Origin of the sequence: Streptomyces curacoi (assembly GCF_001513975.1) — a bacterium.
In the GTDB taxonomy this organism is placed as follows: domain Bacteria; phylum Actinomycetota; class Actinomycetes; order Streptomycetales; family Streptomycetaceae; genus Streptomyces; species Streptomyces curacoi.
On record NZ_KQ947987.1, the window covers coordinates 503,871 to 515,815 of the forward strand.

Consider the following 11,945-nt stretch of genomic DNA (forward strand, 5'->3'; position numbering starts at 1 on the left):
TCAGCGCACCACCAGGGTCGCGGGGGACGGTTCTTCGAGGCGGACGGCGGTCGCGTGCTCACCCAGCAGGAAGCCGCGCAGGGTGTAAGGGGCCGGGCAGGGCACGGCCGGCAGTTCCTGCTCGACCGTGCCGTGGCGGCTCAGGTCGGTGCCCGGTATGCGCAGCACGGTGGTGCCGTCGGTCGCGCTGCGCGGGCGGAGGGTGCCGCTGCGGGCGACGCACACGAACTCGGGTACGCCGCCATGTCCTCGGGGAGCGGACAAAGTGACGCGCAGCAGGGTACGGCCGCGGCCGAGGAACCGGCGCGAGGCGCGTACGAGTTGATAACCGATCGTCGTGTCGGGCGGCACTACGACCTCGGCGGCTGCGGCCGGTACGACGACGGCGCCGGGCGCCTGCGGAGCGGTCGAGGCCCGGATGCGGACGCCGTCGAGGCCGACGGGGAGTCGCAGTCCGCCACGGCGGTACGCGTGGACGGTGACGGTCCGTGTGCCACGGGCGTCCGTGCCGTCCTCCAACGGCTCCCAGGTGACGAGGAGATGCCCGACGTCGTCGGGCCAGTCGAGCGTGACGGAGACCTGCCCCTGCGGGAGCCGCTGGGCGGCCAGTCCGGTGACGGGGCGCAGCACCTCGACGTCGACCACGGGCCCGGCCAGCGCGCGCTCGCCGAGTACGGCGACGGCGGCGACCCGGCTGATCCCACCGGGCGGCGGATCCAGCACCCCGGCCCGCGTAGGCCGGTCGAGCCGCGCCGGCAGCCGGTCGGCACGCAGCTCGCTGCCGGGGGCCGGGACCTCGCCTGGCCACCGGACCAGATGCACCGCGGCGTTCCGCGCACCGGTCCAGTCGAACCGCAGTGCCGTGCCGTCGGGGTGTGCGGTCAGGGTGCGGACGGGGTCGGGCCAGGGGTGGACGGTGCGGGTGGCGTGCACGCCGGGGGAGGGGACGAGGCCTCCGCCCGGGGCCCGGTAGTGGCAGACGACGCGAAACGCGTGGGCGCCGGTCGTGAGGCCGGTGGCGGTGAATCCGTCGGCACGGCACGGCAGTCGCTCGACGACGCCGTCCGGCCCCGTCCGCTCGACCGTCACCTCGGCGGCCCCGGGTGGCCGCCGCCAGGAGCCCTCGATCCGCGCGGGCCCGTCCGTGAACGCCGGACCCGCCACCTCCGGGGCGACGAGCACCCGGCGCGAGACGAACGGCGGACCCACGACACGTCCGTCACACAGCGGGAGAGCGGCGTACCGAACGGCGGAGCCGAGCGCGGCGGCGGTGTCCTGTGCCCTGCCCTCCCGCGTCGCCACCTCCCGGACCTTCGGCGCGCCCTTCTCGTCGCGGTACAGACACAGCAGCAGCCAGTCGTCACCGCCCCCGGAGTCCGCCTCCGGCCAGCTCAACTCGACGCACCCTGCGCCGAGTTCCACATCGATCGAACCCCACCGCCCGGACCCCGGCCCGTGCCGGCGAACCAGACCGCGCAGGGCCCGTCGGTCGTCGGCGGCCTCGTGCAGCGCCCGCAGCCACTCCTCGGACGCCCGCTCGCCGTCCCCTCGGCCCTCGGCCTCCCGCGCCGCACGCAGGGCCGCCTCCACGGTGGCCAACCGAGCGGTCAGCGCGCCGCGCAGCGCCTCCAGGGCCGGGTCGGTGCCGTGGTGCGGGAGCCGCTCCAGCAGGGCGCGCACCCGGTGCAGCCGGTGCCGTTCCCAGGCGTCGGCGAGAGACTCGGCGGCCTCGCGCTGGTGCCGGGTGAGGGCGGGCCGCAGCCGGGCCGCCGCCACCAGGCCGGCCACCTCGTCCGGATGCACCCCCAACTCGACGGCGGCACGCGGGCGTTCGTCCCGGGGTCGGTCCTGCAGCAGGCCGATCAGCTGATACAGCACGACCCTGCGCGGCGCCTGCGGATCGCGGCGGTGCAACTCGGCCAGCAGCCCCACGAGGGACGCCGTCGGAGTGGCGGCGCGGGCGAGGCCGTCCAGCAGCGCGCCGTCCACCCGCCGCCGGCCACGCGGCCCGGACGGTACGAACAGCCCGTCGAGGACACGTAACCCGGAGCCGCCCGGCGGCAGCAGCGCCTCGCCCAGGTGCCGTAACCCGGCCGCGTGCTGGGCTGCGGCGAGCTCGCGGTAACCGGTCACCAGCGGGCTCAACGGCAGCCCGGACAGCGCTCGCGGCAGCCCCAGGTGATGCCCGAACTCCCGTCCAGCCACGTGCGCCGCTCTCCCCCGCTAGCTCTTCGAGGGACCATCCCAGCAGATCCCCGAGCCGGGGGAGGCGGTTTTCCCCGAATCGAAGCGGGGCCTGACCAGGGCCGCGATCCGGCTACCGCGTTGGCCGGGGGTGGGTCGCGCGGCCCGGCGCTGACGGGGTGCCTCCCCCAAGCTCTTCGAGCAGGGGGTACCCCCAGCGCCCACCCGTGCCGCCCCAGCGGCACGACTGCCCGCAGCTACGCGTGCTGGGCCGACGCGGCGATGGGGCGCGTGCCCCCGCGGGCCCGCAGTCGCGTACGGCGGGAAGGGGACGTGTCGGGGGGTGTCCGCCCGCAGTGGCCGGCGTCAACACGCGGCACCTCTTGGCCTAAGGGGGCCGCCGGTCCGAGGACGGACACCCCCCGGCGCGGCCCCGACCCACAACCGACCGCAGGCGCTACGCGCACCCCCACCCCACCCGCGCAGGCCGCCGCAGGCATCGCACCCGCACCCGCACCCGCAATCCCACCGCCGGAGGCACCGTCACGCTCCGACGGCCGCCAACACCGGCACCCCCGCCGCCTCGTACCGCTCCAGCAGCACCCGCGCCACCTCGGGCGCCGCCCCCAGCACATCCGCCAGCACGTCCGCCTCGGCCGCGCCCCGCGCGATGCGGTCCGGAAGGAAGCCGGGAGCCAGGACGTACGGCGCCACGGCCACCCGTGCGCAGCCGAGAGCCCGTAGCTCGCGCACCGCGTCCTCGGTGCGGGGAAGAGATGCGGAGGCGAACGCAGGCCGCACGGCACACCAACCGGTTTGCCGCCACTCCCGCGCGATTTCTGCGATCACTGCGATCGCCTCCGGGTCAGTGGACCCCGCCGAGGCCAGCACGACCCCGGTCGAGGACTTGTCGGCGGGCGTCAACCCCGCCTCGTACAAACGCCGCTCCAGGGCCGACAGCAGCAGCGGCGCCGGCCCCAGCACCTCCGCCTGCCGGATCCGCAGCTGCGGCGGCGCGTCCCGCAGTACGGCGGGGATGTCGGCCTTCGCGTGGAAGGCGCGCGTCAGCAACAGCGGCAGCGCCACCACGTCGCGGACGCCCTCCGCGGCCAGGGATTCCAGCACCCCCTGCACGGAGGGGATGTTGAAGTCCAGGAAGCCGGTCTCCACCCGTACGTCCGGCCGCAGCGAGCGCACCCGGCGCACCAGGGCGTGCACCGTCGCGGCATGCCGCGGGTCGCGGCTGCCATGGGCGATGACGAGCAGAACCGGCTTGGTGAACACGAGACTTCAGCTCCTTGCCAGCAGACCGCGGCTGCGCAGCACCCACCGCTCCAGCGGGCTGAAGATCAGCAGGTCGATGGCGATGCCGACGATCAGGATGAGCAGGATCGCGAAGAAGACCATGGACATGGAACTGGTCTGGCGGCCGTTCTCCAGCAGCTGGCCGAGGCCCACACCCAGGTCGGGGGAGGACGCGATGATCTCCGCTGCCATCAGCGAGCGCCACGAGAAGGCCCAGCCCTGCTTCAGCCCCGCCAGATAGCCGGGCAGCGCGGCCGGCATGACGATGTGCCAGGTGCCCTTCAGACCCGTCGCGCCCAGTGTGCGGCCCGCGCGCAGGAACAGCGGCGGCACCTGGTCGACGCCGGACACCAGACCGTTGGCGATCGAGGGGACCGCGCCGAGCAGGATCACCGCGTACATCATGCTGTCGTTCAGGCCCAGCCAGATCACGGCCGGCGGCACCCACGCGACGGACGGCAGGGACTGCAGCCCGGACAGGATCGGACCGATCGCCGCACGCACGAACCTCACGCGCGCCACCACCAGACCGAGCGGCGTACCGATGGCCAGCGCCAGCAGGAAGCCGAGCAGGCCGCGCGAGACGGACGTCCAGATGTACTCGTGGAGCGTGCCCTGGAGCCAGGACTCGCGCAGCTCGCCCCATACGTCGGACGGCGAGGGCAGCTTGGTCGGGTCGCCGGCGACTCCCGTGGACACCAGTATCTGCCAGATCCCCAGTACCAGGGCGATGGCGACGATCGGCGGCAGGACCTTCTGGGTCAGGGTCCGCCGGAACGGTGTACGGCTCGACTGGACCGTCTCCAGGGCGTCCAGGCCCGCTTCGAGTCCGGCGAGATCGTTGCCGTCCTTGGCGGCGGTCGTCTCAGTGCTGGCCATGACGGCGGATCTCCCCACGCAGTTCTTCGGTGATCTCCCGGGACAGCTCCGCCACCGCGGCGTCCTCGATGCGGCGCGGCTGCGGGATGTCCACGGTCCACTCCCGCGCGACACGGCCCGGGCGGGAGGACAGCAGCACGACGCGCTGCGCCAACCGCACCGCCTCGCGCACGTTGTGCGTGACGAACAGGACCGACAGCTGCGTCTCGCGCCAGATCCGGGTCAGCTCGTCGTGCAGCACGTCCCGCGTGATCGCGTCCAGCGCGGCGAACGGCTCGTCCATCAGCAGCAGCTTGCTGTCCTGGGCGAGCGCCCGGGCCATGGCGACCCGCTGCCGCATACCGCCGGACAACTCGTGCACCCGCTTGCCGTACGCGCCCTTCAGCCGCACGAGTTCGAGGAGCTCCTCGGCCCGCTCGCGCCGCTCAGTCTTGGGTACGCCCCGGAGCTTGAGGGCGAGTTCGATGTTCTTGCCCGCGGTCAGCCACGGGAAGAGGGCATGCTCCTGGAACATCAGCGCCGGGCGGCCGTCGGTCGTGATGCTGCCCGCGCTGGGCCGGTCCAGCCCGGCCACCAGGTTCAGCAGCGTCGACTTGCCGCAGCCGGACGCCCCGAGGAGGGTGACGAACTCGCCGGGTGCGACATCGAGCGTGATGTCGTCGAGGACGAGCTGCTGTCCGGCGGGGCCGGCGAAGGACTTCGAGACGTGGTCGATGCGCGCGGCGTGCTCCACGGACGCATCCGTGTCGGCGGCCTTGGCGAGGGCTGTTGCCATGGTCGTCACCTCCTGGGAACTCATCGGGGATCCGTGCTTACGAGCCGGCGCCGAGACCGGCGTCGTCGACCGTGGGTTCGCCCTCGGCCTTGAGGACCTTGTTCAGCGGTGCGAGGTCGTAGATGCCCTTCAGGTCGGGCTCCTCCAGCAGCCCCACCTTGACCGCGTGCTCGGCCTGGGTGCGCAGCGTGGCGGCCAGCGGGTCGTCCGTGACCTGGATGGACCGCCATGCCGGGTCGAGCACGTCGGCCGGCAGCGCCTTGCCGGTGTCGGCCTTCAGCTGGGCGTTCGCCGCGGCCTTGGCCTGGTCCGGGTGGGCGTTGATCCACTCGTTGGTCTTCACCGAGCCGCGCAGGACCGCCTCGACGACGTCCGGGTGCTTCTTCAGGAACGCCTGGCGCACGACGATGTTCGTGATCACGAACTTCTTGTCGGGCCACAGGTCGGCCTCGTCGAGGAGCACCTTCGCGCCCTCGGCGACCAGCTTGGACGCGGTCGGCTCGGGCACCCACGCCCCGTCGATCGAGCCGGACTTGTAGGCGTCCGGGGTGATCTTGTTGTCGGTACGGACCACCGACACGTCACCCTTGCCGCTCTCCGCGTCGACCTTCCAGCCCTGCTCGGCGATCCAGTTGAGGAACGCCACGTCCTGGGTGTTGCCGAGCTGCGGGGTGGCGATCCTCTTGCCCTTGACGTCCTTCAGGGACTTGATCTTCTCCGGGTCGACGACGAGCTTCACACCGCCCGAGGCCGAACCGGAGATGATCCGCAGGTTCTTGCCGTTCGCCTTGACGTAGCCGTTGACGGCGGGGGAGGGGCCGATCCAGCCGATGTCGATGGAACCGGAGTTCAGCGCCTCGATCTCCGAGGGACCGGCGTTGAACGTGGCGTACTCCGCCTTGGTGCCGCCCAGCTCCTTCTGGAACAGCCTCTCGTGCCGGCCGACCAGCGCCGTGGCGTGAGTCAGGTTCCCGAAGTAACCGATCCTCACGGAGTCCAGGCCGTCGACCTTGGCCGCCCCGGCGATGGCCTGCTCGGTGTTCTCCTGGGCCTGGGAGCCGTAGCCGCAGGCCGCGAGGGCGAGCAGCGGAAGCGAGACCAGGACGGCGAGCGTCCGGCGCAGGGCGGATGTGGCAGGCACGGGAGGTGTTCCTCTCGGTGGCCCGGCTCTCACGCCCTTACCAGGTCGTGGCCGGGGAGTCGGCAGGTCGGTGCGGAGCGGCGCGCATGCGGTGCGCGCGGGTCAGCGCACACATCGCGGCACTCCGCCCTGCCCGCTCCCGAGGGCGCCGCTGCCGACGCGGCCGCCCTCCTTCGCGAACGTGGAGTAGTAGTCGTGGGCCTTCATCTCAGAAGTCCCACCCGTCGTCCTCGGCCTCGTTCTTGACCGGCTCCGGCGAGGCGAACGACTCGCCGACCATGCCCGCGGTGAGCGTGGTGCCGTTGCTGGGGTCGATGAGGATGAAGGAGCCGGTGCGGCGGGAGTCGGCGTAGGAGTCGACCGGCAGCGGCTCGGCGGTGCGGATCTTCACCCGGCCGATGTCGTTGGCGACGAGCTGTCCCGGGTGCGGGTGCAGGGACAGGTCGTCGAGCGTGAGCCGGGAGGGGATGTCCTTGACGATCGCCTTGACCGTGCGGGTGCCGTGCTTGAGCAGCACGCGGTGGCCGACGGTCAGCGGGGCGTCGGCGACATGGCAGACGGTCGCCTCGATGTCCTGCGTGGTCGCGGGCGCGTCCTTGGTCGGCACGATCAGGTCGCCGCGCGAGATGTCGATGTCGTCCTCCAGCAGGACGGTCACCGACTGGGTGGTCCAGGCGACGTCGACCGGCTTGCCCAGCAGGTCGATGCCGGAGATCTTCGACGTGCGGCCCGAGGGCAGCACGGTCACCGACTCGCCGACGCGGAAGGAACCGGCCGCGATCTGACCGGCGTAACCCCGGTAGTCGGGGTGCTCGGCGGTCTGCGGGCGGATCACGTACTGCACGGGCAGCCGGGCGTGGCAGTGGCTCAGGTCGTGGCTGACGGGGACCGTCTCCAGGTGCTCCAGGAAGGTCGGCCCGCCGTACCAGTCCATGTTCGCGGACGGGTCCACCACGTTGTCGCCGGCCAGCGCCGAGATCGGGATCGCGGTGATCTCCGGGACGCCCAGTTCGAGCGCGTACGCCGTGAACTCCTCGGCGATCGCGGCGAACACGGACTCCTGGTAGTCGACCAGGTCCATCTTGTTCACGGCGAGAACGACATGCGGCACCCGCAGCAGCGCGGCGATCGCGGCGTGCCGGCGGGTCTGCTCGACGACGCCGTTGCGGGCGTCGACGAGGATCACCGTCAGCTCGGCCGTCGACGCGCCGGTGACCATGTTCCGCGTGTACTGCACATGGCCCGGGGTGTCGGCGAGGATGAACCGGCGCCGGGGCGTGGCGAAGTAGCGGTACGCCACGTCGATCGTGATGCCCTGCTCCCGCTCGGCCCGCAGACCGTCCGTCAGCAGCGCGAGGTCGGGGGCGTCCTGGCCGCGGCTGGCCGAGGCGCGCTCCACGGCCTCCAGCTGGTCGGTGAGGATCGACTTTGAGTCGTGCAGCAGCCGGCCGACGAGGGTGGACTTGCCGTCGTCGACGGAGCCCGCGGTGGCGAACCGCAGCAGGGTGGTGGCCGAGAGCTCCTCGGTCGTGATCGTGCTCATGCTTAGAAGTACCCCTCGCGCTTGCGGTCTTCCATCGCGGCCTCGGAGAGCTTGTCGTCGGCGCGGGTGGCGCCGCGCTCGGTGAGCCGGGAGGCGGCGATCTCGGTGATGACCTGCTCCAGGGTCACCGCGTCGGAGTCGACGGCACCGGTGCAGGACATGTCACCCACGGTCCGGTAGCGGACGAGCCGCTTCTCGACGGTCTCGCCGTCCTTCGGCCCGCCCCACTCACCGGCGGTCAGCCACATGCCGCTGCGCTTGAACACCTCGCGCTCGTGCGCGAAGTAGATCTCCGGCAGCTCGATGCCCTCGCGGGCGATGTACTGCCAGACGTCCAGCTCGGTCCAGTTGGACAGCGGGAACACCCGGACGTGCTCGCCGGGCGCGTGGCGGCCGTTGTACAGGTTCCACAGCTCGGGCCGCTGCCGGCGCGGGTCCCACTGCGAGAACTCGTCCCGCAGGGAGAACACCCGCTCCTTGGCGCGTGCCTTCTCCTCGTCGCGACGGCCACCGCCGAAGACCGCGTCGAACTTCTCGCTCTGGATCTTCTCGGTCAGCGGCAGCGTCTGCAGCGGGTTACGGGTGCCGTCCGGGCGCTCCTTGAGCACTCCCCGGTCGATGTAGTCCTGCACGGACGCGACATGCAGCCGCAGGTTGTGCTTGGCGACCGTACGGTCCCGGTAGTCGATGACCTCGGGGAAGTTGTGCCCGGTGTCCACGTGCAGCAGCGCGAACGGCACCGGCGCGGGCGCGAACGCCTTCAGCGCGAGGTGCAGCATGACGATCGAGTCCTTGCCGCCGGAGAACAGGATCACCGGCCGCTCGAACTCGCCCGCGACCTCGCGGAAGATGTGCACCGCCTCGGACTCCAGGGCGTCCAGGTGCGAGAGGGCGTACGGGGAGTCCGTACCCTCCTCCAGCGTGGCGACGGTCGTCATGCCAGTCCCCTTTCGGTGAGCAGGGCGTACACCGACGCCGCGGACTCCTGCACGGTCTGGTTCTGGGACTCGATGCGCAGATCGGGCGACTCGGGCTCCTCGTACGGGTCGTCGACCCCGGTCAGGCCGGTGAGCTCGCCCGCGGCCTGCTTGGCGTACAGACCCTTCACATCGCGTACGGAGCACACCTCGACGGGGGTCGCCACGTGGATCTCCACGTACGGCGTGCCATTCTGCTGGTGCCGCTTGCGCACCGCGTCGCGGCTGTCCGTGTACGGCGCGATGACCGGGACGAGGGCCAGCACGCCGTTGCGGGCGAGCAGTTCGGCGACGAAGCCGATGCGCTGCACGTTGGTGTGCCGGTCCTCGCGGCTGAAGCCGAGGCCCGCCGAGATGAACTCGCGGATCTCGTCGCCGTCGAGCACCTCGACGCGGTGGCCCTCCTCGCGGAGCCGGCCGGCCAGCTCGTGGGCGATGGTGGTCTTGCCGGCGCTCGGCAGACCCGTGAGCCAGACGGTGGCTCCGCTCGTCACGTGGTTCTCCAAATTCGCAGAAGGCGCGGGAAACGCAGAAGAGTCGGTCATGGGTCAGCCGTGCAGTCCGCACTCGGTCTTGGCGCGGCCCGCCCAGCGGCCGGCGCGTGCGTCCTCGCCCTCAAGGACCCGGCGGGTGCAGGGGGCGCAGCCGACCGAGGCGTAGCCGTCCATCAGCAGCGGGTTGGTGAGGACGCCGTGCTCGGTGACGTACGCGTCCACGTCGTCCTGGGTCCAGCGGGCGATCGGGGAGACCTTGACCTTCTGCCGCTTCTCGTCCCAGCCGACGACCGGGGTGTTCGCCCGGGTCGGGGACTCGTCGCGGCGCAGACCGGTCGCCCAGGCCAGGTAGCCCTTCAGGCCCCGCTCCAGCGGCTCGACCTTGCGCAGCTTGCAGCACAGATCGGGGTCGCGGTCGTGCAGCCTGGGGCCGTACTCCGCGTCCTGCTCGGCGACGGTCTGGCGCGGGGTGAGGGTGATGACGTTGACGTCCATCACGGCCTCGACCGCGTCGCGGGTGCCGATGGTCTCCTCGAAGTGGTAGCCGGTGTCGAGGAACACGACGTCCACGCCGGGCATCGCGCGGGAGGCGAGGTGGGCGACCACCGCGTCCTCCATCGAGGAGGTCACACAGAAGCGCTTGCCGAACGTGTCGACGGCCCACTGGAGGATCTCCAGCGCGGAGGCGTCCTCCAGGTCGCGGCCCGCCTGCTCGGCGAGCGCCTTGAGATCCTCGGTCGTGCGCTCTTGCTGAAGCGCCGTCATATCTCGTGCCCTCCCGTCGTGGTCTGCCGAAGGCCCCGGGCCAGCAGCCCGAGGAACTTCAGCTGGAATGCGCGGTTGCACGCCGCGCATTCCCAGGCGCCGTGGCTGCCTTCGCCGGCCTCGCTCGGCCGAAGGTCCTCGTCACCGCAGTAGGGGCAGTAGAAGGGGGCGGCCCGCTCGCTCATGAGAGGGCCTCCTCGCTGGCACGCGCCGCCCAGGTGGCGAACCGCTCGCCGTCCTCGCGCTCGGCCTGGAACCGCTTCAGCACGCGCTCGACGTAGTCGGGCAGCTCCTCGGAGGTGACCTTCAGGCCACGCACCTTGCGCCCGAACCCGGCCTCCAGACCGAGCGCGCCGCCCAGGTGCACCTGGAAGCCCTCGACCTGCTCGCCGTTGTCGTCCAGGACCAGCTGCCCCTTGAGACCGATGTCCGCCACCTGGATACGGGCGCAGGCGTTCGGGCAGCCGTTGATGTTGATGGTGATCGGCTCGTCGAAGTCCGGGATCCGGCGCTCCAGCTCGTCGATCAGCGAGGCGCCGCGCGCCTTGGTCTCGACGATGGCGAGCTTGCAGTACTCGATGCCGGTGCAGGCCATGGTGCCGCGCCGGAAGGCGGAGGGCCTGGTGGTCAGGTCCAGGGCCTCCAGGGCCTCGGTCAGTGACTCGACCTGCGCCTCCTCGACATCGAGGATGATCATCTTCTGCTCGACGGTGGTGCGGACCCGCCCGGAGCCGTGCGCCTCCGCCAGCTCGGCGATCTTCGTGAGCGTGGCGCCGTCGACGCGGCCGACGCGCGGGGCGAAACCGACGTAGTAACGGCCGTCGTTCTGCCGGTGCACGCCGACGTGGTCGCGCCAGCGCTCCACCGGCTGGGCGGGGGCGGGGCCGTCGACGAGCTTCCGCTTGAGGTACTCGTCCTCCAGCACCTGCCGGAACTTCTCCGCGCCCCAGTCGGCGACCAGGAACTTCAGGCGGGCGCGCGTACGCAGGCGCCGGTAGCCGTAGTCGCGGAAGATCGAGATGACGCCCTCGTACACGTCCGGCACCTCGTCCAGCGGCACCCAGGCGCCGAGCCGGACGCCGATCTTGGGGTTGGTGGACAGGCCGCCGCCGACCCAGACGTCGAAGCCGGGGCCGTGCTCGGGGTGGTTCACGCCGACGAAGGCGACGTCGTTGATCTCGTGCGCCACGTCGAGCAGCGGCGAGCCGGAGATCGCGGACTTGAACTTGCGGGGCAGGTTCGAGAAGGCCTTGTTGCCGATGATCCGGCGGTGGATCTCCTCGATGGCCGGGGTGCCGTCGATGATCTCGTCGGCGGCGATACCGGCGACGGGCGAGCCGAGGATCACGCGGGGCGTGTCACCGCAGGCCTCGGTGGTGGACAGACCGACCGCCTCCAGCCGGTCCCAGATCTCGGGCACGTCCTCGATCCGGATCCAGTGGTACTGGACGTTCTGCCGGTCGGTGATGTCGGCGGTGCCGCGGGCGAACTCCTGCGAGATCTCGCCGATGACGCGCAGCTGCCGCGTGGTCAGCCGGCCGCCGTCGATCCGCACCCGCAGCATGAAGTAGGAGTCGTCCAGCTCCTCCGGCTCCAGAATGGCCGTCTTGCCGCCGTCGATCCCGGGACGGCGCTGGGTGTACAGCCCCCACCAGCGCATACGGCCGCGCAGATCGTTCGGGTCGATGGAGTCGAAGCCCCGCTTGGAGTAGATCGTCTCAATGCGTGTCCGCACATTGAGACCGTCGTCGTCCTTCTTGAACTGTTCGTTGCCGTTGAGCGGGGTGAAGTGCCCCGCGGCCCACTGACCCTCGCCGCGGTGACGGCTCACCTTGCGGCGGGGAGTCGCGGCGGCAGGCTTCTGCGGGGTGGCGGCCATGGT

The 11,945-nt window shown here is 71.7% G+C and carries 11 protein-coding genes; all 11 read right to left on the reverse strand.

What is annotated here, in order from left to right:
• Positions 1-2,205, reverse strand: coding sequence for a hypothetical protein (locus AQI70_RS15675; protein WP_062149440.1), 2,205 nt, complete (start codon positions 2,203-2,205; stop codon positions 1-3).
• Positions 2,206-2,727: 522 nt separating this feature from the next.
• On the reverse strand, positions 2,728-3,468 hold the full coding sequence (locus AQI70_RS15680) for a sirohydrochlorin chelatase (protein WP_062149443.1): 741 nt from the start codon (positions 3,466-3,468) through the stop codon (positions 2,728-2,730).
• Positions 3,469-3,474: 6 nt separating this feature from the next.
• Positions 3,475-4,368 carry an ABC transporter permease gene (locus AQI70_RS15685; RefSeq protein ID WP_062149447.1) on the reverse strand — a complete coding sequence of 298 codons (894 nt, stop codon included), beginning with the start codon at positions 4,366-4,368 and terminating at the stop codon, positions 3,475-3,477.
• Positions 4,355-5,143: an ABC transporter ATP-binding protein gene (locus tag AQI70_RS15690; protein ID WP_062149450.1), complete on the reverse strand. Its 789-nt coding sequence runs from the start codon at positions 5,141-5,143 to the stop codon at positions 4,355-4,357. Before AQI70_RS15690 ends, AQI70_RS15685 begins: the two co-directional genes overlap by 14 nt.
• Before the next feature lie 37 nt (positions 5,144-5,180).
• Positions 5,181-6,284, reverse strand: a complete 1,104-nt coding sequence (locus AQI70_RS15695; protein WP_062149453.1) for an aliphatic sulfonate ABC transporter substrate-binding protein — start codon at positions 6,282-6,284, stop codon at positions 5,181-5,183.
• A 208-nt stretch (positions 6,285-6,492) separates the two neighbouring features.
• Positions 6,493-7,827, reverse strand: coding sequence for a sulfate adenylyltransferase subunit 1 (locus tag AQI70_RS15705; RefSeq protein ID WP_062149456.1), 1,335 nt, complete (start codon positions 7,825-7,827; stop codon positions 6,493-6,495).
• Positions 7,828-7,829: 2 nt separating this feature from the next.
• Positions 7,830-8,765: a sulfate adenylyltransferase subunit CysD gene (cysD, locus tag AQI70_RS15710; protein ID WP_062149459.1), complete on the reverse strand. Its 936-nt coding sequence runs from the start codon at positions 8,763-8,765 to the stop codon at positions 7,830-7,832.
• A complete protein-coding gene (cysC, locus tag AQI70_RS15715) occupies positions 8,762-9,298 on the reverse strand; it encodes an adenylyl-sulfate kinase (protein ID WP_062150084.1) in 537 nt (178 codons plus the stop codon). The genes cysD and cysC overlap by 4 nt, the downstream gene beginning before the upstream one ends.
• Positions 9,299-9,352: 54 nt before the next feature.
• Entirely contained in the window at positions 9,353-10,063 is a 711-nt protein-coding gene (locus AQI70_RS15720; RefSeq protein ID WP_062149462.1) for a phosphoadenylyl-sulfate reductase, read from the reverse strand.
• Positions 10,060-10,248 carry a hypothetical protein gene (locus AQI70_RS15725; RefSeq protein WP_003996877.1) on the reverse strand — a complete coding sequence of 63 codons (189 nt, stop codon included), beginning with the start codon at positions 10,246-10,248 and terminating at the stop codon, positions 10,060-10,062. The genes AQI70_RS15720 and AQI70_RS15725 overlap by 4 nt, the downstream gene beginning before the upstream one ends.
• Positions 10,245-11,942, reverse strand: coding sequence for a nitrite/sulfite reductase (locus tag AQI70_RS15730; protein WP_062149465.1), 1,698 nt, complete (start codon positions 11,940-11,942; stop codon positions 10,245-10,247). Before AQI70_RS15730 ends, AQI70_RS15725 begins: the two co-directional genes overlap by 4 nt.
• Positions 11,943-11,945: the final 3 nt, after the last annotated feature.

What these genes read in the sequence shown, in the direction of transcription:
- AQI70_RS15685 (WP_062149447.1), bottom strand. Translation starts at nt 4,368, where the DNA reads ATGGCCAGCACTGAGACGACCGCCGCCAAGGACGGCAACGATCTCGCC.
- AQI70_RS15690 (WP_062149450.1), bottom strand. Translation starts at nt 5,143, where the DNA reads ATGGCAACAGCCCTCGCCAAGGCCGCCGACACGGATGCGTCCGTGGAG.
- AQI70_RS15705 (WP_062149456.1), bottom strand. Translation starts at nt 7,827, where the DNA reads ATGAGCACGATCACGACCGAGGAGCTCTCGGCCACCACCCTGCTGCGG.
- cysD (WP_062149459.1), bottom strand. Translation starts at nt 8,765, where the DNA reads ATGACGACCGTCGCCACGCTGGAGGAGGGTACGGACTCCCCGTACGCC.
- AQI70_RS15720 (WP_062149462.1), bottom strand. Translation starts at nt 10,063, where the DNA reads ATGACGGCGCTTCAGCAAGAGCGCACGACCGAGGATCTCAAGGCGCTC.
- AQI70_RS15725 (WP_003996877.1), bottom strand. Translation starts at nt 10,248, where the DNA reads ATGAGCGAGCGGGCCGCCCCCTTCTACTGCCCCTACTGCGGTGACGAG.
- AQI70_RS15730 (WP_062149465.1), bottom strand. Translation starts at nt 11,942, where the DNA reads ATGGCCGCCACCCCGCAGAAGCCTGCCGCCGCGACTCCCCGCCGCAAG.